Source organism: Streptomyces sp. KPB2 (assembly GCF_003950055.1).
GTDB classification, from domain to species: Bacteria; Actinomycetota; Actinomycetes; order Streptomycetales; family Streptomycetaceae; genus Streptomyces; species Streptomyces salinarius.
Genome location: NZ_CP034353.1, coordinates 4610179 through 4632087, shown reverse-complemented (window position 1 = coordinate 4632087; position 21909 = coordinate 4610179). Strand labels below are relative to the sequence as shown.

General features: G+C 71.2%; 24 protein-coding genes. 8 read left to right on the top strand and 16 right to left on the bottom strand.

Annotated features, from left to right (window positions below; genetic code table 11):
- Positions 1-107: 107 nt before the first annotated feature.
- From D1J63_RS20830 to D1J63_RS20815, 4 genes are all read right to left on the bottom strand, one after another.
- A complete protein-coding gene (locus D1J63_RS20830) occupies positions 108-1874 on the bottom strand; it encodes a serine/threonine-protein kinase (RefSeq protein WP_125630705.1) in 1767 nt (588 codons plus the stop codon).
- A gap of 103 nt (positions 1875-1977) precedes the next feature.
- The gene (locus D1J63_RS20825) at positions 1978-2457 is read right to left on the bottom strand and encodes a hypothetical protein (RefSeq protein WP_125630703.1); all 480 of its coding nucleotides are present in this window, start codon (positions 2455-2457) and stop codon (positions 1978-1980) included.
- A complete protein-coding gene (locus D1J63_RS20820; RefSeq protein WP_125630701.1) occupies positions 2454-2948 on the bottom strand; it encodes a MarR family transcriptional regulator in 495 nt (164 codons plus the stop codon). Before D1J63_RS20820 ends, D1J63_RS20825 begins: the two co-directional genes overlap by 4 nt.
- Before the next feature lie 106 nt (positions 2949-3054).
- Complete coding sequence (locus D1J63_RS20815; protein WP_164712906.1) at positions 3055-4029, bottom strand: EamA family transporter; 975 nt, start codon at positions 4027-4029, stop codon at positions 3055-3057.
- 206 nt (positions 4030-4235) lie between these two features.
- On the opposite strand from D1J63_RS20815, the gene D1J63_RS20810 reads away from it, so the two are divergent.
- Positions 4236-4688 (top strand): NUDIX domain-containing protein, encoded by a 453-nt coding sequence (locus D1J63_RS20810; protein ID WP_125630699.1) that lies wholly within the window; start codon positions 4236-4238, stop codon positions 4686-4688.
- 94 nt (positions 4689-4782) lie between these two features.
- Positions 4783-5397 carry a dihydrofolate reductase family protein gene (locus D1J63_RS20805; RefSeq protein ID WP_125630697.1) on the top strand — a complete coding sequence of 205 codons (615 nt, stop codon included), beginning with the start codon at positions 4783-4785 and terminating at the stop codon, positions 5395-5397.
- Between the two features lie 4 nt (positions 5398-5401).
- On the opposite strand, the gene D1J63_RS20800 is transcribed toward D1J63_RS20805, so the two are convergent.
- Both D1J63_RS20800 and D1J63_RS20795 read right to left on the bottom strand, forming a co-directional pair.
- Positions 5402-5962, bottom strand: a complete 561-nt coding sequence (locus D1J63_RS20800; RefSeq protein WP_125630695.1) for a DinB family protein — start codon at positions 5960-5962, stop codon at positions 5402-5404.
- Between the two features lie 85 nt (positions 5963-6047).
- Positions 6048-6773, bottom strand: coding sequence for an alpha/beta fold hydrolase (locus D1J63_RS20795; protein WP_125630693.1), 726 nt, complete (start codon positions 6771-6773; stop codon positions 6048-6050).
- 206 nt (positions 6774-6979) lie between these two features.
- Here D1J63_RS20795 and D1J63_RS20790 point away from each other — a divergent pair, with 206 nt between their 5' ends.
- Complete coding sequence (locus tag D1J63_RS20790; protein ID WP_125630691.1) at positions 6980-7378, top strand: helix-turn-helix domain-containing protein; 399 nt, start codon at positions 6980-6982, stop codon at positions 7376-7378.
- Positions 7379-7428: 50 nt separating this feature from the next.
- On the opposite strand, the gene D1J63_RS20785 is transcribed toward D1J63_RS20790, so the two are convergent.
- Together D1J63_RS20785 and D1J63_RS20780 are read right to left on the bottom strand one after the other, a co-directional pair.
- Entirely contained in the window at positions 7429-8982 is a 1554-nt protein-coding gene (locus D1J63_RS20785; protein WP_240798807.1) for an FG-GAP-like repeat-containing protein, read from the bottom strand.
- A gap of 26 nt (positions 8983-9008) precedes the next feature.
- On the bottom strand, positions 9009-9281 hold the full coding sequence (locus D1J63_RS20780) for a winged helix-turn-helix domain-containing protein (protein WP_125630689.1): 273 nt from the start codon (positions 9279-9281) through the stop codon (positions 9009-9011).
- A gap of 145 nt (positions 9282-9426) precedes the next feature.
- Between D1J63_RS20780 and D1J63_RS20775 the strand changes: the two genes are divergently transcribed.
- From D1J63_RS20775 to D1J63_RS20765, 3 genes are all read left to right on the top strand, one after another.
- Entirely contained in the window at positions 9427-9678 is a 252-nt protein-coding gene (locus tag D1J63_RS20775; RefSeq protein WP_125630686.1) for a hypothetical protein, read from the top strand.
- Positions 9675-9959: a hypothetical protein gene (locus D1J63_RS20770; RefSeq protein WP_125630684.1), complete on the top strand. Its 285-nt coding sequence runs from the start codon at positions 9675-9677 to the stop codon at positions 9957-9959. Before D1J63_RS20775 ends, D1J63_RS20770 begins: the two co-directional genes overlap by 4 nt.
- A 104-nt stretch (positions 9960-10063) precedes the next feature.
- Positions 10064-11233 carry an alpha/beta hydrolase gene (locus tag D1J63_RS20765; protein ID WP_125630682.1) on the top strand — a complete coding sequence of 390 codons (1170 nt, stop codon included), beginning with the start codon at positions 10064-10066 and terminating at the stop codon, positions 11231-11233.
- Between the two features lie 23 nt (positions 11234-11256).
- Here the strand turns inward: D1J63_RS20765 and D1J63_RS20760 are convergent, their stop codons facing one another.
- Both D1J63_RS20760 and D1J63_RS20755 read right to left on the bottom strand, forming a co-directional pair.
- Positions 11257-11634 (bottom strand): hypothetical protein, encoded by a 378-nt coding sequence (locus D1J63_RS20760; RefSeq protein WP_197923542.1) that lies wholly within the window; start codon positions 11632-11634, stop codon positions 11257-11259.
- A 231-nt stretch (positions 11635-11865) separates the two neighbouring features.
- The gene (locus tag D1J63_RS20755; RefSeq protein ID WP_125630680.1) at positions 11866-14724 is read right to left on the bottom strand and encodes an FAD-binding and (Fe-S)-binding domain-containing protein; all 2859 of its coding nucleotides are present in this window, start codon (positions 14722-14724) and stop codon (positions 11866-11868) included.
- 110 nt (positions 14725-14834) lie between these two features.
- On the opposite strand from D1J63_RS20755, the gene serC reads away from it, so the two are divergent.
- A complete protein-coding gene (gene serC, locus D1J63_RS20750) occupies positions 14835-15953 on the top strand; it encodes a phosphoserine transaminase (protein ID WP_125630678.1) in 1119 nt (372 codons plus the stop codon).
- 69 nt (positions 15954-16022) lie between these two features.
- Here the strand turns inward: serC and D1J63_RS20745 are convergent, their stop codons facing one another.
- The 4 genes from D1J63_RS20745 to D1J63_RS20725 form a co-directional block, all read right to left on the bottom strand.
- Complete coding sequence (locus D1J63_RS20745; RefSeq protein WP_125630676.1) at positions 16023-17489, bottom strand: caspase family protein; 1467 nt, start codon at positions 17487-17489, stop codon at positions 16023-16025.
- 2 nt (positions 17490-17491) lie between these two features.
- A complete protein-coding gene (locus D1J63_RS20740) occupies positions 17492-17851 on the bottom strand; it encodes a hypothetical protein (RefSeq protein WP_276323124.1) in 360 nt (119 codons plus the stop codon).
- Positions 17852-18353: 502 nt separating this feature from the next.
- Positions 18354-18536, bottom strand: coding sequence for a DUF397 domain-containing protein (locus D1J63_RS20730; protein ID WP_115743478.1), 183 nt, complete (start codon positions 18534-18536; stop codon positions 18354-18356).
- A complete protein-coding gene (locus D1J63_RS20725; protein WP_125630672.1) occupies positions 18533-19402 on the bottom strand; it encodes a helix-turn-helix transcriptional regulator in 870 nt (289 codons plus the stop codon). The genes D1J63_RS20730 and D1J63_RS20725 overlap by 4 nt, the downstream gene beginning before the upstream one ends.
- Positions 19403-19538: 136 nt before the next feature.
- Here D1J63_RS20725 and D1J63_RS20720 point away from each other — a divergent pair, with 136 nt between their 5' ends.
- A complete protein-coding gene (locus D1J63_RS20720) occupies positions 19539-19958 on the top strand; it encodes an ATP-binding protein (RefSeq protein ID WP_125630670.1) in 420 nt (139 codons plus the stop codon).
- 245 nt (positions 19959-20203) lie between these two features.
- On the opposite strand, the gene D1J63_RS20715 is transcribed toward D1J63_RS20720, so the two are convergent.
- Both D1J63_RS20715 and D1J63_RS20710 read right to left on the bottom strand, forming a co-directional pair.
- Complete coding sequence (locus D1J63_RS20715; RefSeq protein WP_125630668.1) at positions 20204-21052, bottom strand: helix-turn-helix transcriptional regulator; 849 nt, start codon at positions 21050-21052, stop codon at positions 20204-20206.
- An 18-nt stretch (positions 21053-21070) separates the two neighbouring features.
- Positions 21071-21835, bottom strand: coding sequence for a DUF6879 family protein (locus D1J63_RS20710; protein WP_125630666.1), 765 nt, complete (start codon positions 21833-21835; stop codon positions 21071-21073).
- Positions 21836-21909 lie beyond the last annotated feature (74 nt).

Sequence of the window (21909 nt, the reverse complement as noted above, 5' to 3'; positions counted from 1 at the left end):
GGAGGAGCATGGCAGGGCGGGGATTAACAATCAAGCGCGCTTGCATGATTTTGTGCGGCGGACGGGCGCCGGGTGCCGTCGGTCACCTCGGCCTCGGACCCGCGCGGTCACGCGGCCGGCCAGACCGTCAGATCCGTGGCGAGGAAGCCGATGTCCGGCATCGCGGTCGACTTCGTCTCGATGACCATCAGCGCGATGTCGCCGTTGCGGTGCTTGACGCAAATCTCGCTTCCTGCCGCCTTGTCGGCCAGCAGGAGCTTGTGGGACGCCTCCGTATCGGAGGTCAGCCGACGGCACGTCTCGTATGTGGCGCCGGGACCGAGGACGTTGTGGACCAGGACGCTGGTGTCGCTCGTCAGCTCGCAGCCGACGTTCTCGCAACCGAAGCGGATGTCGCCCTTGCGGTCCTTGCGTTCCTCGCCGTTGTGAAGGATCAGCGAGTTGTCGTGGGTCAGCAACGGGGTGAGGTAGACGTGGGGCTGCGGAGCAGTAGCCCCGGCCGCGGGGCCGTCAACCCCCGTGTCCGACGTGCCGGCGGACGAGCGGGCCCCCGTCCCGGCCGACGACGCGGCGGCCTCCCCGGCCGGGGCCGACCCCTTCGCCTGCGGGCGGGGCGTACCGGACGCCGAATCGGACGCCGCAGCCGACGCGGCCGCGTCCCGGGCGCGGTCGAGGCCCCGGCCCGCCGCATCGAGGAGCATCGACCCCGCCAGGATCACCAGGCCGCACGCGACGACGGCGGCGGCCGAGATCAAGGCGGTGCGTCTTCTGCGGCGCTTGCGCTCCTCCGGCCCGGCCGGAGGCCGCGGCACGAACGGCCCTCCCGGGCCGGCGGCGGTCTGCCAGGGCGCGGGGGCACCCTGCCAGGGCATCGGCGCCGTTCCCTGTGGGGCGGTCCACGGGGCCGTGTGCGCCGCGGTCGGGCCCGGGGCCGCGACCGGAGTGGCGGCGGTCGCCGCCCCCGTGGCCGCGACCGGCGGAGGAACCGTCACCGGCGGCCCGGCGATCTCCCGCCACACGGCGGGCCCGGTGTCCTCACCGGCGTCCCGGCCCAGCTCCCGGCGGCACCACTCGACCAGCTCCGCCGGGGTGGCCCGTTCCCCGGGGTCGGCGGCCAGGCACCGGCCGAGGAGGTCGCGCAGGCGCTCGGGGAGCTCGGAGAAGTCGGGCTCGGAGTGGACGATCCGGTACAGCACGGTGGCGGCCGGGCCGTCGCCGTACAGCGGCCTGCCCAGCGCCGCGAACGCGGCCGTCTGCCCGAGCGAGAAGATGTCGGTCGCCGCCGTGACGTCGCCCCCGGAGGCCTGCTCGGGGGCCATGTACTGGGGCGTGCCGATGGTGGTGCCCGTGGCGGTGTGCGCGGTGCTGTCGGCGGCGAGCGAGATGCCGAAGTCGATGACGCGCGGGCCGTCGTCGGCCAGCAGCACGTTCGCCGGCTTGAGGTCACGGTGCACGATGCCCGCGCCGTGGATGGCCTGCAGCGCCTCGGCGACCCCCGCCATCAGCCACAGCACCGCGGGCACCGGCAGCGGTCCGTTCCGGGCTACGGCGTCCGAGAGCGAGGGCCCGGGCACGTACAGGGTGGCCAGCCAGGGCGGGGTGCCGTCGGGGTCGGCGTCGATCAGTTCGGCGGTGTAGGCGCCCTTCACCCTCCGGGCGGCCTTGATCTCCCGGCCGAAACGCCGCCGGAAGGTCGCGTCGTCGGCCAGTTCCGACCGTACGACCTTGAGGGCCACGGGCCGGCCGCCCCGGGTGTGCGACAGGTAGACCCGGCCCATGCCGCCCGCTCCGAGCCGTGCCGCGAGACGGTAACCGGCCACCGTGCGCGGATCGTCGTCCTGCAAGGGCTGGAAGACCTCGGCCGTGTGATTCATCGGTTCCCTCCCCATGATCCCGATGAGCTGACCAGGTACGCAGCCTATGCGGTGGGGCCGTCACCGGACGCCGGAGGGGGCACCCTCCCCCACGGCCGCGCGGTCACCCGTCCGTCGGCGCGGCCAGCTCGGCGTCGGCACGCTCGGTGACGAGCGCGAGGACGCGGCCGGCGGCGGCCAGGTCCTCGGCGGGTATCCCGCCCCAGATGCGGGCGCTGACGGGCGCGACCTCGGCGCCGACGGCGGCGAGCAGTTCGCGCCCGGCGTCGGTGGCGGGCAGGTGCGCGCCGTCCTCGACCAGCAACCCCTTGTCCAGGAGCCCGTCGACGACGGTCCGGATGTCGGCCGGGTCGGCCTTGAGGGTGCCGCGCACGTCGGCGACGAGGCCGTCCCGCGTCGGCGGGGTCGGGGCGGTGGCCGCGGCGCGCAGGACCACCTGCTGCTGGAAGGTGACGCCGTGCCGGGCCAGGATCTGCTCCAGCACCCCGCGGGCGGCGTAGTGGGCCAGGCCGAGGACGCGGGCGTCCGCCGGTGGCACGTCGACGGTGGGCGCGGTGGGCGTGGTGGGCGTGGTGGTGGTCATGGCGTTGTCCTCCGGGTGCTCTCGTCGTTCGGTACGGGTGGAGCGAGAGGTGCGTCGAGCAGGGTCGTCAGTTCGTCGGTGAAGGCGCGGGTCCGCGCGGCGTCCAGGCCCCCGAGCGGCTCCAGCAACCGCTGGAGCAGTTCCTGGACCACCGTGATCGCCTCCCGCGTGACGGACTCGCCCCGCTCGGTGAGGGCGAGTTGCACGGCCCGCGGGTCCCTGGGGTCACGGGTGCGCTCGATCAGCCCCGCCGCTTCCAGTGCTCGCGCCAGCTTCGAGACGTACAGCGCCTCCAGCCCCGTGTGGTCGGCGAGCCGGCGCTGACTGGGCCGCTCACCGGCGCGCTGCATGCCGTACAGCGAGGCGACCACCGAGTACTGGGCGTGCGTGAGGCCGAGGGGAGCCACCGCGCGGTCGACGGCGACCCGCCACTTGTTGGCGAGCCGCCACACGAGGAAGCCGGGCGTCGCGTGCCGTGAACTCTTGCTCATGCGAAATACAGTACATGGCTACTATGTACATGGCTACTAAATGGCCCACCGCGACGGGCACCCGTCGGCGGGACGACGCCTAGGACGCCTCGGACGCCTAGGACGCTTAGGACGCCTGGGACGCCTCGGGAAGCGCCGCCGCCTTCCGCCGCCCCACCTGCGTCCGCACCGCGCCCATGCTCGCCGCGATGACCAGGGCGATGGCGGCGGACTGGGTGGCGGACAGGGCCTGGTCGAGGATGAGGAAACCGGCCGCCGCGGCGATGGCGGGCTCCAGGCTCATGAGGATGGCGAAGGTCGGCGCGGGCAGCCGGCGCAGGGCGAGCAGTTCGAGCGTGTAGGGCAGCACGGAGGATAGCAGGGCGACTCCGGCGCCCAGCGCGAGCGTCACCGGGTCGATCAGCTTCGACCCCGACTCGACGATGCCGAGCGGCAGGAACAGCAGCGCCCCGACCGCCATGGCCATCGCCAGTCCGTCGGCCTGCGGGAAACGGCGTCCGGTGCGGGCGCTGAACACGATGTACGCCGCCCACATCGCGCCCGCCGCCAGGGCGAAGGCGGCACCGGCCGGGTCGAGGCCGTCGAAGCCGCCGCCGCCCAGCAGGAAGACGCCGGCCAGGGCGAGCGCGGCCCACACCAGGTTGACCGCGCGGCGGGAGGCGAAGACGGACAGGGCGAGCGGGCCGAGCACCTCGAGGGTGACGGCGGGGCCGAGCGGGATGCGGTCGACGGCCTGGTAGAAGAGGCCGTTCATACCGGCCATGGCGATGCCGAAGACGACGACCGTGCCCCAGTCGGCCCGGGAGTGGCCGCGCAGCCGGGGCCGGCAGACCACGAGCATGACGACGGCGGCCACGGCGAGTCGCAGGGTCACCACGCCGAGCGCCCCGGCCCGCGGCATCAGACTCACCGCCAGCGCGGCGCCGAACTGCACGGAGAGCCCACCGGCGAGGACCAGACCGACCGGTCCGAGGGAACCGAACCGCCCGCCCGGCGCACCGTCCGGCACGGGCGCGTGGCCGACGGCGGGCGCGGCGGCAGCCGGGGACGAGGTGCCGGGGGTGGCGCTTGGGGTACTCACGGGGGCTCCGGGACGGTGTGCGGACGGACGTGGTTCAGTATGCTGCACTGCCTGGTTCAGAGTAGTGGACTCTGTCAGGCACGTAGCACTTTTACGCAACTGTCAGGTCCGGGGCGTACGGCTGTCAACGCACGTCCGCCAGGCGAGCCGGGAACGCCCGGCCCCGGCCGCGCACCGTGCGGGCGCCGTCCACTACCGTCCACCGGGTGAGACGACTCCTGACCCGCCTCTGGCGCCTGCTGCGCCCCGTGCAGAGCCGCGTGATGTGGCTGGTGAACGCCAAGTTCGTGGTCGGCGTGACCGGCGTCGTACGGGACGACGAGGGGCGGGTCCTGATGCTCAAGCACCGGCTGTGGGCGCCGGGCCGCCAGTGGGGTCTGCCGAGCGGCTTCGCGCACAAGGGCGAGGACTTCCGGCAGACCGTGGTCCGGGAGGTCAGGGAGGAGACCGGCCTCGACGTGGAGGTGGGCCGGCTGGTCATGTTGAACAGCGGCCTGCGCACCCGCCTGGAGGTGGCGTTCGAGGCCCGTCTGCTGGGCGGTGAGCTGCGCCTGGACCCGTTCGAGATCCTGGAGGCCCGCTGGTGCCGCCCGGACGACCTCCCCGAGGACGTCCAGCCGATGTGCCGCCCACTGGTGCGGGGAGAGACGGTGCCCTGAAATCCGCTCGCCGGGGTGTCGAAAACGGCGGTGCCCGATCGACGCCAGGGTGAAGGCAGTACGGCAGTACCCATCACCCTAGGAGGCACCCCTCATGACCGTGACCGCGGACCTGGCCATCACCCTGGACGGCTACGTCGCCGGCCCGAACGTCACCCTCGACAACCCGGGCGGCGACGGCGGCGAGCCGATCTTCGACTGGATCCACACCCTGGCGAGCTGGCGGGAGCGCCAGGGCATGACCGGCGGGGACGAGAACCGCGACTCGGAGCTGATGCGCGAGTGGTTCGACGCCACCGGGGCGGTGGTCATGGGCCGGATGATGTACGACACGGGCGAGGAGTTCTGGGGCGACAACCCGCCTTTCCGCACCCCGGTCTTCGTCCTGACCAACCGCCCCCGCCCCACCCTGGTGAAGGAGGGCGGCACCAGCTTCACCTTCGTCACCGACGGCATCCACAGCGCCCTGGAGCAGGCGAAGGCCGCGGCCGGGGACCGGAACGTGGACATCGGGGGCGGCGCGCACACGGTGCGGCAGTACCTCGCGGCGGACCTGGTCGACGAGCTCCAGTTGCACGTGGTGCCCGTGCTCCTCGGCGGCGGACTGCGCCTCTTCGAGGGGCTGGGGGCGCGGCGGCGCGACCTGGAACGGGTCAGGGTCGTCGAGACGCCGCCGGCCACCCACCTGAAGTACCGCTTCGCGAAGTGACCGGTCAGCCCATGCTCTTGGCGCCGTCCAGGGACTCCCGGATGATGTCGGCGTGGCCCGCGTGCTGGGCGGTCTCGGCCATGATGTGCATCAGCACCCGGCGGGCCGACCACTCGGTTTCGGCCTGGAACCACGGCGCTTTGGGCAGCGGCTGGGTGGCCCCCAGGTCGGGCAGGGTGGCGACCAGCTCGTCGGTCCGGCGGGCCACCTCGGCGTAGTCGGCCAGCACACCGGCCAGCGTCTCACCGGGCAGCATCCTGAAATCGTCGGCCCGCCGCGCCCAGTCGGCCTCGGTCATGGCCGTGAAGTCCCCCATCACCGACGGGCCGTCCACGATAAAGGCGGCCCAGTTCCGCTCGGCGGCGGTCACGTGCTTGATCAGGCCGCCCAGGCACAGCTCGCTGACGGTGGTCCGGAGTCCGGCCTGCTCGTCGGTGAGGTCACGGGTGGTGAAGCGCAGGAAGTGCCGGTGCTTGGCCAGCATCCCCAGCAGGTCGGCGCGCTCGCCGGTCGGGGCCGCCGGGGCCTGGGTCCGAGCGGGGGTGGTGGCCTGGTCGATCGCCATGGTCTGTCTCCGTCTTCCGGTGGTGCCGTTCCGTCGATCGAGAACGACACTAGGGGCGATGTAGGCCAGAACGTGTCCTAGACGTCTAGGAGAGCTTGAGGAGCAGTTCACTGAGTTCGGCCGGCATGGTGATCATGCAGTCGTGGCCGGTGGGCAACTCCCAGACCTGGGCGGCAGTGCCGTTGGGCTGGACCGGGGGGACGGGGCGACGGGTGACGCCCGCCGGCATGGCGCCGACATTGTGGATGTGCGTGCGCGGGATCGCGTCAGCGGCCGGGTTGCCCAGTCGCACCGGCTGCTGAAGACAGCGCACCGGCTGGTCCGAGAGCATCCCGTGCAGCCAGGCGACGTCAGCCGGGTCGGTGACGCCGAACAGGCCGAAGGGCGCGGGCTGCTCGGGCATCGGCGGCACACGCCAGCCGCTCTCGGACTTCTCGGCGAGCTCGATCAGCTGCCGTGTCACGGGTTGGATGTCGACTGCGGACTCGCCGTCCTCCGGGACCATCGCGTCGAGGTAGACCAGGTGCGCGATGCGTTGCGGAACCCGGTGGGCCGCGGCGGAGATCACCAGCCCTGCGTAGCTGTGGCCGACGAGTACGACGTCGTCGAGGTTCTCCTCGGTGATCAGCCCGACCACGTCGTCGACGTGCGTGTCGAGACCCACCTCCGGGCCGAGCAGGTGCGCCTTGTCGCCGTAGCCGGTCAGGGACGGCGCGAACACCCGGTGCCCGGCGGCCTCCAGCAGCGGTACCACCCGCTCCCAGCACCGTCCGTTGTGCCAAGCGCCGTGGATCAGCAGGAATGTGGACATCGATCTTCCTTCGCATGAGCAGATGAGCAGATGAGCAAGGGAGCAGATGGGCAGATGGGCACGGTCACGCGTATGCCGCTGGTTCGCGACTCTGGCGGTTACTTTTCGTGCCTCGGTACTGTTTGAGTACCAGGAGCATGCTGGTGCACACGACGCGCCGCAGGCAATAAGGCACTTTTCGGTGCCTCGGTTCTCTGGAGGTAACCATGGACGCGGCACAGGGCGATCCGCAGTCGGTGGCACGGCCCAGCGATGCGTGCCGGACCCGGGTGGTGCTCGACATCGTCGGAGACAAGTGGTCGCTGCTGGTCGTGCGCAATCTCAGGGATGGACCGCGCCGTTTCACCGAGCTCAAGAGGTCCATCGACGGCATCAGTCAGCGCATGCTCACCGTGACGCTGCGCGGCCTGGAGCGCGACGGAATCCTGACCCGCACCGTCCACGACGTGATGCCGCCACATGTCAGCTACGAGCTCACCGAGATGGGCATCAGCCTGCGTGAGGCCACCGCGCCTCTGCTCGAATGGAGCGTCGCACACCTCGCCCGGATCGACGATGCCCGCGCCGCCTACGCTGCCCGCACCGATCCACCGACGACCTCATAACGGGACGGCAAGCCGGCTGTCACCCGGCACCCCCGCCTCGAAGACACGGCCTAGACGACGACCTCCCCGCCGCCCATCAGCAGACCCAGTCCCTCGGTGTCGTCGAAGGTGTCCCCGGACAACCGGGTGACGCCCCGGGTGGCGGGACCGTTCGCCGTGCCGGGCAGCAGGTAGGCCACCCCGTCGACCGTGTCGCTGCCCGGCGCGGTCACCACGAGGTCGGCGTACCCGTCGCCGTCCAGGTCGGTGAGGCCCACGGCGGCGCCGAAGTCGGCGTCCCCGCCCGGGGCGGCGCCGAGGTCGTCCCCGTCGAACAGCCGGGCGCCCTCGCCGCTGAGCCCGTCCGGGCCGCCCGCCAGGAACAGCACCTGCTCCGGCCCCGGCTCCCCGTACACGTCCCACCGGGGAGACCCGGCCACCACGTCCGCGTACCCGTCGCCGTTGACGTCCCCGGTGTCCAGGCTGGTGAAGACGGCGTCCTCGTCCTGGGGTTCGGCGCCGGGCACGCCCGGGGTGTCCCGGTCGACGGTCGTCGTCCTGCGCCTCCCCGGCCCGTCCTCCGCCCCGTACAGCACGGTGACCGAACTGCGGCTCGCGTCGCCGCCGCGGGGACTGAGGACCAGGTCGTCGATGCCGTCGCCGTCCACGTCGCCGATCGCCCCCTCGCCCGCGTCGGGGAGGTGGATGCCCTCGGGCTGCGTGAACCCGCCCCGGCCGCCGCGCAGATAACTCACCGGCCGGTTCAGCTCGGCCCAGGGCGCCTCGGGCTCCGGGTCGGCGGCGTGGAAGCTCACCAGGTCGTCGATGCCGTCGCCGTCGAGGTCCCCGGCGACGAGGTCCCCGTAGTTCGCGTCGCCGACGTCGGGGGCGGGCCGGCGCGGAGCGGGGACGCGGCCCGTCCCGGCGGGGGTGCCGTCCCGCTCGAAGGGCCCCTTGAGCAGCCCCTTGTCGGAGCCGAGCCCGAAGACCAGGTCGGGGTGCCCGTCCCCGTCGAAGTCCCCGGCGACCAGCTGCTCGTCAAGGATCGGGTCGTTGTCCCAGGCGACATGGCTGACGTCCGTGCCGGGCACCCGGGCGGCACGCGAGAGTCCGTCCCCGGACCCCCACATGATGATCACGCTCGGCTTCCAGTCGAAGACGGAGGCGGCGAGGTCGGTGTACCCGTCCCCGTCGAAGTCGCGGGCCACGACGTCCGTGCCGAAGAATGCCTCGTCGCGGTTCTTCCCCGGTATCCCGGCGTCGTCCTGGGTGAGGTACTGGCACCGGCCGATCCCCGTCCCGCCCCCGGCCCCGTACGCGACCTCGATGCTCCCGCCCCCGGCCCCGCCCTCCACGCTCCCCATCGACCCGAGCGCCAGGTCGGGACGCCCGTCCCCGTCGAAGTCGACGGCGCCCTGAGGGGCCTTCGCGGGGGCGTGGGCACCGCCGGTGCCGCATCGGTACGGCGCGGCGATGCGGGCCGGCTCCTCATCGGCGATCACCACCCCCGCGGCGACCGCCAACGCGACAACGACCGCACCGCCCCCGACCACCCAGGACCGCCTGCCCAACCGCCGCCGCGACGCCTCCACCCGATCACCCGAACCGTCCATACGGACGATCACGCGACGACCGCCTTACGCGGTTCCGATCAACGACTCCGGTCGGCGCCCCCGCCCTCCCCCACTTGCGGCCGACGGGCGACGAAGGAGCCGAGGCCCACTTCGGCCCGGATCAGCCCCTCCGCCTTGAGGTGAGCGAGAGCCTTCTGCGCGGTCGACGCCGCAATGGCGAACTCGGCCGACAGCTCGACCACCGACGGAACCCGCGCATCGATGGGGTAAGTACCGTCCGCGATACGTGCCTCAATGGCTGCGGCGACCTGCCGCCAGACGGGTCGGGTGCGATCGAGCTCGGGAGTCATGCGGTGGACGCTAAAACTCTGCGGTAGACCGCGCGACCGCAGTAGACTGCGGTAGACCATGAGACCAGTCCAGCTGAGACCCCCGCGACGGGTGGAGCCGTCCGGGGGCGTGGCCACCAGCTGAGACCCCTAAGGAGCTGCTGACGTGCTCTACCTTATCGACCGCCTCGCCACCTGGGTGCTCCTGTTGCTCAAGCCCCGAGGCACCCACCGCCGTACCGGCCCGCACCCGGCAAGCCGCACCGCACCATCCCCTCCGCCCGCCACCGGCACAGTCCCCCTCCCCTCCCACCGCAGTCCCTACGGCCTGCCCACCGCTCTCGACGGCACCCAGACCGCGGCCGTGCGCCCGTACCTGCTCTTGGGCACCCTGTACGCACGGGAGGCGGCGGCATGACGACACCGCGTGAGCCCCGTCTGCTCCCCTGGTCCGGCGCCGAGGGCAAGCCCTGCTACCTGATCACCGACGACAGCGGCGGCACCGTCTCCCGGCTGGCCGACACCACCGAGTCCACCCAGCTCGGCATGGGAGTGGAGCTGCTCGCCCACGCCCGCGACCTTCTCCCCCGCGCCCCGCACGGCGAACTCCGCTACCTCGCCGAGCGCCTCACCGAAGCCCTCGCGGACGCGCTACGGGTGGCCGAGAGCCGGGGACGCAGGATCCGGGGCCTGGACTGATACCACGGTGCCATTCGGGCCCCGGGGATCAGTCGTCGGTCGTACGGTCAAGTACCGCTCAGCGGCGACGCGTTGGGCGGTGGCCGGCGGCTAGCTTCGACCGCATGCCCAGCAGATCGAACACCTCGCGCAGAACCGTCCTGACCGCACTGCTCGCGGGGGGTCTGGCCGTCCCCCTCCTGGGGGCCGCCCCCGCGTCGTCGGTGCCCGCCCCGGCGCTGGAGTTGCCCCCGACCACCGGGCCGTACCCCGTGGGTCGCCGCACCCTGCACCTCGTCGACCGACACCGCACCGATCCCTGGGTGCCGACGGCGCGCGGCAGGGAGTTGATGGTGTCCGTGTCCTACCCCGCACGCCCATCGGGCGGGGCACCGGCGGCGTACATGACGGAGAGCGAGGCGCAACGGCTCTTGGAGGCCAAGGGACTCGCCGGGGTCGTACCGGCCGCGACGGTCGCGGGAACGCGGACGCACGCGCAGGTCGACGCACCCGCCGCACCGGGGCGCTTCCCCCTGGTACTCCTGTCCCCCGGCTTCTCCATGCCGCGCACCACGCTCACCGCGCTCGCCGGGGAACTGGCCGCCCGCGGTTACGTCGTCGCCGCCGTGGACCACGCCTACGAGTCCGTCGGCACGGAGTTCCCCGGCGGGCGGGTTCCGCCCTGCGTGGCTTGCGACCGGGTCGGCGTCGATGTCGAGGAGGCGGCGGTCGTGGAGGGCCGGGCCGCGGACCTGTCCTTCGTGATCGACGAGTTGACGGGCCACCGGAGAGCGGGCGTGCTCGCCCACGTGATCGACTCGCACCGTATCGGCGTTGCCGGGCACTCGATCGGCGGGGCGGCCGCCATGGCGACGATGGCCGCCGACCGGCGCGTCCGGGCAGGGGTCAACCTCGACGGGGGCTTCTTCGTACGCGACGCGGGGTCCGGGCTCGGCCGGCGTCCGTTCATGATGGTCGGCGCCGAAGACGTGCACGGTCCCGCCAACACCGGCAACGACTGGGCCGAAACCTATGACCGCCTGCACGGCTGGAAGCGCTGGCTGACCGTGTCCGGGGCCGGGCACTTCTCCTTCACCGACATCCCCTGGCTGGCGGAGCAGCTGGGGCTGCCTGATCCGGAGGTGCCGCTTTCGGGCGAGCGGGGCTGGTACATCACCCGCGACTACGTCCGCGCCTTCTTCGACCTCCACCTCCGGGGCATCCCCCAGCCCCTCCTCCAGGGCCCCACGTCCTCCCACCCGGAGGTCGACTTCCACCGGCCCGACAGCGCCTGATTGCCGGCACGCCACCGGCGCTCTTACAGCGTGAAGGCGATGCCCAGCATGATGGCCATGAGGGTCGTGACGAAGGCAGCCACGTGCCGCCACGTCACCTCTTGAACGGGCTGCCCTGCGCGCACCAGTTCGTACTGGCGTCGGATGTAGCCCGCGAAAACGACTCTGGTCAAGGCCAGGCCGAGCATGGCCACAGTGAACAACTGCAGCGGAGTGTCTCCCTCGTAACCCCGCAGTGCCGAGTCGAGAACGATGCCGAGCGCGCCGCCCGCGGGAAACACGATCGCCGCCCACCTGTGCTTCTTCTCCCAAATGAGGGACTGGAAGGCCAGCGCCGCCACCGCGCCTGCCACGAGGGCGGCTATCCACCAGGCGGTGTGGGAGAAGTGGGAAGTCAGCACGGGTGAATCTCCATCCATGGAAGGCTCACAGAGCAGGGTCCTTGCCCTCCATGGCCGCCACCGAGGTAAGGAAACAGCCTGCTCCCCCTTCCTCACGACCTTCGCGTCGCGAAGGGGAGAGCTTGCTGCCCGATCAGCATGCGTGCGAGGCACGCCTCTGCACATTGCCAGCTTCCGGCAATCTTCTGCCCGACTTACCGCTGGAGCGTCACGGCACCCACTGCCCGACCGTCATTCCTTTTCCAATTCCTCCGCCAGCACCTCCGCCAGGTGCCGCCCCCGCACGCCCGCCAGCTGCTCCAGCTGGGTTCGGCACGAGAAGCCGTCCGCCAGGACCACCGCACCGTCCGGGGCCTCGCGCACCGCCGGGAGCAGCTGGTCCTCCGCGCAGGCCGCCGACACCTCGTAGTGGCCTTCCTCGAAACCGAAGTTGCCCGCGAGGCCGCAGCAGCCGCCGCACAACTCGCCCCTCAGGCCCGCCGACTCGCGCAGCCGGCGGTCGGCCGCGTCGCCCAGGACCGCGTGCTGGTGGCAGTGGGTCTGGCCGACCGCCGGGAGGTTCACCGCCGGCGGGGTCCAGTGGGGGGCGTGGCGTTCCAGGGCCTCCGCGAAGGTCAGGACGCGCGAGGCCAGCCGGGCGGCGCGCGGGTCGTCGTGCAGCAGCTCGGGCAGGTCCGTGCGCAGGGCGGCGGCACAGCTCGGCTCCAGGACGACGACCGGCGCGGACGTCTCCAGCACCGGGGCCATCAGGTCCAGCGTGCGGCGCATCACCGTGCGGGCACGGTCCAGTTGACCGGTGGAGACGTACGTCAGACCGCAGCAGACCTGTCCCCGGCGGGCCGTCAGCAGCGCGAGAGCCGACTTCGACGTACCGTCGCCGATCACGCCGCGACCCCGCAGCGTCGGCGGCAGCGCCACCCGCAGCCCCGCCGCCTCCAGCACCCGTACGGCCGCCCGGCCCACGGAGGGGGAAAGGTGCTCGGTGAAGGTGTCGGGCCACAGGACCACCAGGTCGCCGTCACCGGCCGGCCCCCGGCGCCGCCTCCGCCACCACCTGCTGAACGTCTCCCCGGCCAGCCGCGGCACCTCCCGCTCCCCCGCGATCCCGCCCAGCCGCTTGGCCACCGCGGCCAACGGCCGTACCGAGGCGAGGGCGTTGACGACCGGCGCTGTCCGGGTCCGTGCCGCCCAGCGCAGCCACACCGGCAGCCATCCCATCGCGTAGTGGGCGGCGGGGCGGCGGCGCCCCTCGTAGTGGTGGTGCAGGAACTCCGCCTTGTACGTGGCCATGTCTACCTCGACCGGGCAGTCGGAGCGGCAGCCCTTGCAGGACAGGCACAGGTCCAGGGCGTCCCGGACCTCCGTCGACCGCCAGCCGTCCGTCACCAGCTCGCCCGCGAGCATCTCGTGGAGCAGCCGGGCCCGCCCGCGAGTGGAGTGCTGCTCGTCCCCCGTCGCGCGGAAGGACGGGCACATCACGCCCGTCCCGGACACCGACGTCGTACGGCACTTGGCGACCCCGACGCAGCGGCGCACCGCCGCCGAGAAGTCACCGCCGTCGGACGGGTAGCCGAACGCCACGTCCACCGGCTCGCGCGGCAGGACCGAGAAGCGGAGGTTCGTGTCGAGGGGGGCCGGGCGGACCAGCATCCCCGGGTTGAGGAGGTCGTCCGGGTCCCAGACCGCCTTCGCGCGCTCGAAGAGGGCGACCGTCTCGGCGCCGTACATCCGCGGCAGCAGCTCGGCCCGCGCCTGCCCGTCGCCGTGCTCCCCGGAGAGCGAGCCCCCGTGCGCCACCACCACGTCCGCCAGCTCCTCCGAGAAGCGGCGGAAGCGGGCGACCCCGGCGTCCGTCAGCAGGTCGAAGTCGATGCGTACGTGGATGCAGCCGTCGCCGAAGTGGCCGTACGGGGTGCCGCGCAGGTCGTGAGCCGACAGAAGGCTCCGGAAGTCGCGCAGGTAGCCGCCGAGCCGGGCCGGTGGCACCGCGCAGTCCTCCCAGCCCGGCCACGCCTCCGAGCCGTCCGGCATCCGCGTCGCCGTACCGCTCGCGTCCTCCCGGATCCGCCACAGCGTCCGCTGCCCGGCCGGGTCGGTGACCACCAGCGCGTCCACGACGTCCGCGGCCCGTACGACCGCCTCCGCACGCGCGCGTGCCTCCGCCTCCGTGGCGCCGCCGGTCTCCACGAACAGCCAGGCCCCGCCCCTCGGCAGTCCCTCCGTGGACGGCACCAGGTCCACCGCCATGCCCTCCACCGTGAGCGGTCCGAGCGGCAGCAGCCCGGCCGCCGCCTCCGCCGCGCCCGCCTCGTCGGCGTAGCCCAGCACCGCGAGCGCACGCGCGCGTGGTGACTCGACCAGCCGGACGACGGCTTCCGTCAGCACGCCGAGCGTGCCTTCCGAGCCGCAGAAGGAGCGGGCCACGTCCGCGCCGTTCTCCGGCAGCAGGGCGTCCAGCGCGTAGCCGGAGATGCGGCGCGGGAGGTCGGGGAAGCCGGTACGCAGGCGGGCCAGGTCGCCGTCCACCAGCTCCCGCAGGCCTTCCGGCGCCCCCGCCCACTCCTGCCCGAGCCGCAGCCGCCGCCCCCGCGCGGTGAGCACGGACAGCTCGCGCACGCTGTCCGCCGTCGTGCCCCAGGCCACCGAGTGGGAGCCGCAGGAGTTGTTGCCGATCATGCCGCCGAGCGTGCAGCGGCTGTGGGTGGAGGGGTCGGGGCCGAAGCGCAGCCCGTGCGGGGCGGCGGCGTCCTGGAGCCGGTCGAGGACCAGCCCCGGCTGGACGACGGCCGTACGCGTCTGCGGGTCGAGCGCGACCAGCCGGTTCATGTGCCGGGTGAAGTCGAGCACCACGCCCGTGCCCGTCGCCTGCCCGGCGATCGACGTGCCGCCGCCCCGCGCCACGACCGGCACCCCGCGCTCCCGGCACACCTCCAGCACGGCCGCCACGTCGTCGGCGTCTGTCGGCGCGACGACGCCGAGCGGGACCCTCCGGTAGTTCGACGCGTCCATGGTGGTCAGGGCCCGGGACGTGACGTCGAACCCGACCTCGCCGCGGACGGCCCTGCGCAGTGCTGCCTCCAGATCGGTCATGCGTCCAGCATGGGCTCTCGTAGCTCCGCACAGGTCCGCACGGCGGAGATCTCGTCTCATCGGACGGACATGTCTTCGTCCGGTTTGGCCGAGGCGATACCCTCCGGCTCGTGGCTGAGATCCAGATTCCTGCTGACATCAAGCCCGCGGACGGTCGATTCGGCGCGGGCCCCTCCAAGGTGCGGGTGGAGGCGCTGGACGCCCTGGCCGCCACCGGTACGTCCCTGCTCGGCACCTCCCACCGCCAGGCGCCCGTCAAGAACCTGGTCGGGAAGGTCCGCGAGGGCATCCGCGAGCTGTTCCGGCTCCCCGACGGCTACGAGGTGATCCTGGGCAACGGTGGCTCCACCGCGTTCTGGGACGTCGCGACCCACGGCCTGATCGAGAACAGGTCGCAGCACCTGAGCTTCGGCGAGTTCTCCTCCAAGTTCGCCAAGGCCGCGAAGCTCGCGCCGTGGCTGGCCGAGCCGACCGTCGTCTCCTCCGACCCCGGCACCCACCCCGAGGCGCACGCCGAGGCCGGCGTGGACGTGTACGGCCTCACGCACAACGAGACGTCGACCGGCGTGGCCATGCCCATCAAGCGGGTGTCCGGTGCCGACGAGGGCGCCCTCGTCCTGGTCGACGCGACGTCCGGCGCGGGCGGCCTCCCGGTGGACATCACCGAGACCGACGTCTACTACTTCGCCCCGCAGAAGTCCTTCGCCTCCGACGGCGGCCTGTGGATCGGCGTCTTCTCCCCGGCCGCGATCGAGCGCGCCGAGCGGGTGCACGCGTCCGGCCGCCACGTCCCGGAGTTCTTCTCGCTGCCGACGGCGATCGACAACTCCCGCAAGAACCAGACGTACAACACCCCGGCGCTGGCGACGCTGTTCCTCCTGGGCGAGCAGCTGGACTGGATGAACGGCCAGGGCGGCCTGGACTTCACCACCGCCCGTACCAAGGACTCCTCGACCCGCCTGTACACGTGGGCCGACGAGTCCAAGTACGCCACCCCGTTCGTCTCCGACCCGGCCAAGCGCTCGCAGGTCATCGGCACCATCGACTTCGCCGACGACATCGACGCCGCCGCGGTCGCCAAGGTGCTGCGCGCCAACGGCATCGTCGACACCGAGCCGTACCGCAAGCTCGGCCGCAACCAGCTGCGCGTCGCGATGTTCCCGGCGATCGACCCGGCGGACGTCGAGGCGCTGACGAAGTGCGTCGACCACGTCATCGAGAAGCTGTAGCCGTCACCACCGGCACGACAACGAAGGGCGCCCGGCGGATCATCCGCCGGGCGCCTTGCGCGTGGCGCCTCAGCCTCGCTGGATACCGGTCGTGTCGAGCAGCAGGCCCCGACGACCGCTCTGGCTCTGTGCCACCAATGCGACACCGTGCTGAGCCACGGCCAGGTACCAGGTGCCCGGTTGCAGTTCAGCGAACGGCGTTAGCGAGGAATCGTCTTCGGCTACGAGCGGGCGGGGCATTGGCACCGCGAACCAGAACGGTACGAAGTCCTCCTCCGGCGGCCTGGTCAGAGTGCCGACGAGCTGCTCGGCGTGGCGCAGGTTCTCTCGAATGCGTGCCTTGGCCTTCCTGCCAGACCGGCCGGTCACCGGCTCAGCCTCGACGATATCCCCTCGCTCGAGGCCAGTCGCGTCCAGCAGGATGCCGCGTACGCCCTCCTCCGTCTCCACGATCAGGGCATCTCCGCGCCGACCCCGTGCCAGATGCCAAACACCCGGCCTCAGCAGCAACTGGGCCTCCAGGGAGCCGTCCTCGCTCATCAGCGGCCGAGCCGCGGGAATGGCGAACCAGTACGGCTTGAAGTCTGGTTCGGGCGAGGATCCAAGGGCTTTGGCGAGTTGCTGTGCGACCGCCACGTTCTTCCGGGCCCACAGTTCGGCGGCACGCAGCTGCTCTGCCTCCGTGCGCAGCCGCTCCGCCGTCGCCTCCATCTCGGCGAGACGTCTCTCCGCGTCCCGCTGCCGTGAGGTGAAGGCGTTCGCAGCGCCGTGGTGCGAACTCGCCGGGTCCGCCCCGGCTGCGGCCCGGTTGCGGGCGATGGCAATCAGGCTCCCGCTGTTGCGGTTTCGCTGCTGCGGCACCGGGCGGCTCTTTCCCGACAGCCGCATGCGCAGGTGACGGTAGAGGCTCTCCATGTCGATCGGGTCGGGTCGACCCGCGATGCCCTCGATCAGGGTGGTGATGAGTTCGCCGGTGAACGCGGTGTACGTCTCGTCAGGCGGTGACACCGCAAGGTGGGTCTCCGCACAGGCGGTGATCACGCAGGTACCGTCCACCACCGTCTGTTCGGCGACATGAGAGCTGGCGCTCATCTGTCCGAGGAGGGCGCGTCCGCTGTAGCAGCAGTCGAGGATCACGACGGTCCGCCGGGCCCGTGCCGCCGGGTCCAGCACGGCCCGCCGCACATACTCATAGCGCAGCGAGGTGTACTCGCGTTCCGGATCAGAGTCGGGCAGCGCCAGATACAGCTCGTCGGTATGCGGATCGGTCAAACCGTGTCCTGCGTAGTAGACGACCAGCGTGTCCTCCGCGAGGCGGCCGTTCTCCCGTACGGTGTCCAGGACTTGGGCGGCGGTGGCCGGCTGCGGAATCACCGTGCAGGCTTCAGGCGGCAAGCCCCAGACCTCGCCGGCGGTGAACGCCGACCGCAGCCCTTCGAGGTTGGCGGCGACGGCGGGCAGGTTTTCCAACGCGGAGTAGTGGTGCGCGCCAATCAGCACGGCCCGGGAGCGGGCCGGGTCCGACAACACGGCCACGGCTACTCGCCGATCCCGTCGTCCAGGGACGGCTCGGGCTGGGGGGTGCTGCCGCCCCACTCACGCAGGATGCGTTGCACAGCCTCGGGGGAGTCGCCGTCGAGCGTGACGACCACACCGTCCCGCTCCATCGTGACCTGCGGGGCCCGGGGCCGTGAGCGACGCCAGGTGGCAACGGCCACGAGGAGGGAACCCAGCGCGATACTGTTGCTGAGTACGACGTTGACCACGTCGAGACCGCTCCCCATCGCGCCCTGCTGCTGACCCTCGATTCGGACGGAGACCAAGGCCTGGCCCCGGAGGTCGGGCTCCGCCAAGAGCCAGCGGCGCAGCGACGACACACCTGAGGGGTCGTCTCCCACAACGATGTCGATCTCCACCTGCTCTGGCTCCCACCTGAATGAGTGTGGCGAACCTCTCCATCGTAGGGGGCGAACCGCGGCTGTCGGGCCCGGAGGGCGTCAGCGGCTCGGCTGCTGGAAGCGGCGCACCGGAACAGTGGGAAGGCTGCCGTCAGCAACACGTGCTACTCGACCATTCTCGCCAGGCGTGTGCCGCGTATCCAGACGGCTCTACTCGTCGACAAGCAGTTCCTCGGCACACATCACCCTGAGGGACCGGTCGAGCCAGGTACCCAGCGCGTCGATATCGGTACACGAGGCGACCCGCGCCCGGACAGAGTCGGGGATCTCGATACCCCACACCTCGAGGATGCGCAGAGCAGACTCGGCCTTGCCCTCGGCCCTGCGTTCCGCTTTGCCCTCGCTCTGGCCCTTGGCGCGGCCTTCGAGCCAAGGCCGCCAGCGCGCCAGACGAGAGGCGCCCGGTGTATCCCCCGCCGGGCGCCCTACGTGCGTGCGATGCCTACGCGAACTGGCGCAGGAAGGCCTGCCAGCCGTCGCGTGAGACGGTGAGCAGGGGGCCGTCCTGCTGCTTGCTGTCGCGGACGGCGCGACCATCACCGGGGGCTGTGTTGGCGACCTCGACGCAATTGTTCTCCTGCCCCGAGTAGGAGGACTTGCGGAAAGGGCTTACGACTTCAGTCACGATCCGTCTTCCTTCAGGCTCCGCAGTATGCCCCGGATGAGCTGCGCACTCGCGTCCGGTGCCAGTGCCGACGATCGTAGTAGGTCGAACGCATTGGCGTAAGCGGCAAGGTCTTCAGGGCTTTCGAGGACCGAGGTCCCCCGCAGGTTGTCCAAAGTGACGGCCTCGGCGTTCGGCTCCTCGTCGAAGCTGAACGATGAGAAGGCGGAAGCGAGACCAGCCAACGCCCCGGCGCTGAACGGCAGTACTTGGATGGTGACGTTCTTGCGCCGGCCGACTTCCAGGACCGCGGACAGTTGGTCCCGGTGGACGTCGACGCTTACCAGCGGGTGCGCAATGGCCGCTTCCCAGAGGATCGCCGCGTACGAGGTCCCGCCCTCTTTGATCTTCGCCTGCCTGCCCACACGCACTGTCACCAACTGGGCGACTCGCTCCGGATCGATGTAGTGGGGCCCGCCGGCGATGACGGCCTCGGCATAGGCCGGAGTTTGGAGCAGCCCCGGCACCATCACGGGCTGCCACTCCCGGATGTAGGTCGCGTCATCCTCCAACGCGATGTGATCGACATAGTCGGGCCGCAGGTGCGCCGCGTGCTCGAGCCACCAACCCCGATTCTTGGAGTGTTTCGCCAACTCTTCGAGCTTGGTGCGCACTTCGGGGTCATGGACGCCGTACGCGTCCAGCAGCAGCCGCACCTCAATGACGCGAGCGGTCACATGCCCGCTCTCAAGGCGACTGACTCTGGCCTGACTCGCAGCGATGATCTCGGCTGCCTGCGGCTGATCGAGCTTCGCGGCGTGCCGGAACTGCCTGAGCGCGGTGCCAAGTCGCCTACTGCGTACGGTCGGCCGTCCTCCTGCGGGCATGACCCTCCCCTCTCCTCACGCAACGATGCCACACCGACCGGCAACATCGAGCGCTCTTCACTCGATCGAGTGGACGACTGAATGTATTCAGTTGAGCAGGTTGTGTACGCGCTGTTTGCGGCTCTAGCTTCAGCCCATGCCCGCAACCGAGACCTTCCTCGTCCCGAAGCACCGGCGGCACGTGCTGACAGTCCGGCAGCGTTTACACAAGGCGCTCGCCGGCTGGGGCGTCGCCGACGAACTCACCCATTCCGTCGTCCTGCTGGCCAGCGAACTCGTGACCAACGCCGTACTGCACTGCCGCACCTCGTACGCGCAGGTCGGCGTCACCCTCACCCTGGACGGCCCGGACCTGGTCCTGGAGGTCTCCGACCCGGACCGGGACCGGCTCCCCCTGCTCCACGACTCCGACCCTGACGAGGAGGGTGGGCGCGGGCTGGCTCTCGTGTCGGCGCTGTCGGACGACTGGGGGTGCCGACGGGACCCGTACATCAAGTGCGTCTGGGCGCGGTTCACGCTCGCGGGGAGGCGCGATGTGGCTCCGGGGGCTCCGTAACACGTTCACAAGGCGGCGCGCCGACAGGACGGCCGCGGCGCTCGAACATGAGGCGCGCGAGCCCGACCCGTACGTGTGGCCGCTCCCCAGCCCGTACGACGCCCGCTGGCGCCGCTGGCACAAACGCTGCCGAGCGGCGGGGCTTTACCTGCCGTACCCGAAGGACGAACCCTGTTGGTCCTCTCCCGGCACATCATCACCGCCGGCCCGGCAGGCCGAGGACGACGTAGTGCGGCCGTATGTCCTCAGGCCTTGATGCCGCGTCGCACCCGCGCGATCACCTGCTGCGCCTCCACGCCGTAGACGGCCGACTCTGCGAGAGCGTCCCAGGCCCGACGGTACAGAGCGATCGTTTCAGCATCGTCGAGCCAGAGTTCAGCGTGCCAGTCCTCGACCGTGACCAGCTGGTCGTCCATGACCCAGAACCCGTTCCCGGCCGGGACGCGCAACGGGCTGTCCAAGGCGACAATCCCCAGTTGGACGGTGTCCATGCCCACCACACCGAGCAGCCGGTCCAGCTGAGCGGCCAGGACTTCCGGCGCACACACGCGAGACTGAAGCGCGGCTTCCCACATCAGCAGGTTCAACCGCTTACCGGGCCGGTACAGCCACTCCTGCCGCTTCATACGGGCGCGTACCGCGTTCTCCGTGTCCTGCGGTGAGCGGCGGAGCCCTGCGTGCGACGTGAACAGGCTTCTGGCGTAGTCGGCCGTCTGCAGGAGGCCGTTGACGACATGGCCGTCCCACACATGCAGTGTTCGCGCCTCGCCGACGACGGCATTCCATGTCTCCTGCACAGGAGCGTGACCTGCCGCGAGCAGTCGTCGCCAGGATCGAATGTGGCTCTCGAAGCCTTTCAGGCGAGCCTGTAGTTCGTCGAAAGCGGCAGGCTGCCCCACCGCCTCGGCCCAGGCCCTGAGGTCGTCCTTCGTGGGGGTCTGTCTGCCGCTCTCCAGTTTGCTGACCTTCGACTGGGGCCACCCCAAGCGCCGAGCCAGCGCCGTACCGGTGAGCCGGCCATCGGGGCCCTCTGCGCGCAGCTCCCGCAGCCTTCGGCCCAGTTCCTCACGCGCTCTCTGATAGTCCGTGCTCACCGGTGTCCGCTCTAGCCCCTACATCTCGCTGCGCATCTCCGCCATGAATCTCTTCCACGGTACGGCGTGGTGCCAAGCAGTGTCCCGCAGCATGCAGCAGCGCACGACCTCTGCGGGTTCGGTGATCAGGTCCACGTGTGTGAGCTGGTCGTCGTCATCGAAGCGCAGGAGCGCGACGAGGCGGCTGTCGAAGAGCCAGAAGTCCTCGGCGGGGAGTCGAAGCCGGCCCGCGTCGGCGCGTCGCATATTGCGGATGTCCTCGCCCGACTCGATGTTCCACCGGGTGTGCTCCAACAGGTAGCGCTGACCAGGGGTGGGCGGCGCATCCACCAGCCGCACCCGCTCGATGCGCTTTCCGAGTGCCGTCTGGGCCTGGACCGTCTTGCGGAAGGCACTGATCGAATCGCATTTGGACCAGTCCTCCTCGACTCGTCCGGCCTCCATGAACTGCTTCCAGGAATCGCCCTCCTCGTCGCTCGCGTACCGCCGCCGCGTCTCCAGGCGCCACGCGGTGTGCTCGAACTTGCCGAACAGCCCGCTGAACTCGGCGAGATCGATCGTCTTTGCCTGGCGAGTCCGACCCTTCGGGGCCCAGTCCACCAGCAGGTCGCGCGGCACGACCACGGCGACCTCGCCTTCCGAGAAGTGCTGTAGCTGAGCGACATCCTCCTGACCGAGCGGAGGCCCGTGCACGATCACCTCGCCGCTGTCCACGTCCTCGTGTACGGACGGGCATCCGCCACCGTTGCTTCCCGTCCCGTTGAACCGCAACCTGCGCGCCATGCGCACCAACCCCCCTTGGGTCTAAACGATGTTGCGCACCCAGCATGGTGGCACCTCTGAGTGAATGTCCACGC

Bases quoted from the DNA above. Each gene is read 5' to 3' on its own strand.
- D1J63_RS20830 (WP_125630705.1), bottom strand. From the start codon at position 1,874: ATGAATCACACGGCCGAGGTCTTCCAGCCCTTGCAGGACGACGATCCG.
- D1J63_RS20825 (WP_125630703.1), bottom strand. From the start codon at position 2,457: ATGACCACCACCACGCCCACCACGCCCACCGCGCCCACCGTCGACGTG.
- D1J63_RS20820 (WP_125630701.1), bottom strand. From the start codon at position 2,948: ATGAGCAAGAGTTCACGGCACGCGACGCCCGGCTTCCTCGTGTGGCGG.
- D1J63_RS20805 (WP_125630697.1), top strand. From the start codon at position 4,783: ATGACCGTGACCGCGGACCTGGCCATCACCCTGGACGGCTACGTCGCC.
- D1J63_RS20800 (WP_125630695.1), bottom strand. From the start codon at position 5,962: ATGGCGATCGACCAGGCCACCACCCCCGCTCGGACCCAGGCCCCGGCG.
- D1J63_RS20795 (WP_125630693.1), bottom strand. From the start codon at position 6,773: ATGTCCACATTCCTGCTGATCCACGGCGCTTGGCACAACGGACGGTGC.
- D1J63_RS20790 (WP_125630691.1), top strand. From the start codon at position 6,980: ATGGACGCGGCACAGGGCGATCCGCAGTCGGTGGCACGGCCCAGCGAT.
- D1J63_RS20780 (WP_125630689.1), bottom strand. From the start codon at position 9,281: ATGACTCCCGAGCTCGATCGCACCCGACCCGTCTGGCGGCAGGTCGCC.
- D1J63_RS20770 (WP_125630684.1), top strand. From the start codon at position 9,675: ATGACGACACCGCGTGAGCCCCGTCTGCTCCCCTGGTCCGGCGCCGAG.
- D1J63_RS20765 (WP_125630682.1), top strand. From the start codon at position 10,064: ATGCCCAGCAGATCGAACACCTCGCGCAGAACCGTCCTGACCGCACTG.
- D1J63_RS20755 (WP_125630680.1), bottom strand. From the start codon at position 14,724: ATGACCGATCTGGAGGCAGCACTGCGCAGGGCCGTCCGCGGCGAGGTC.
- D1J63_RS20725 (WP_125630672.1), bottom strand. From the start codon at position 19,402: ATGCCCGCAGGAGGACGGCCGACCGTACGCAGTAGGCGACTTGGCACC.
- D1J63_RS20720 (WP_125630670.1), top strand. From the start codon at position 19,539: ATGCCCGCAACCGAGACCTTCCTCGTCCCGAAGCACCGGCGGCACGTG.
- D1J63_RS20710 (WP_125630666.1), bottom strand. From the start codon at position 21,835: ATGGCGCGCAGGTTGCGGTTCAACGGGACGGGAAGCAACGGTGGCGGA.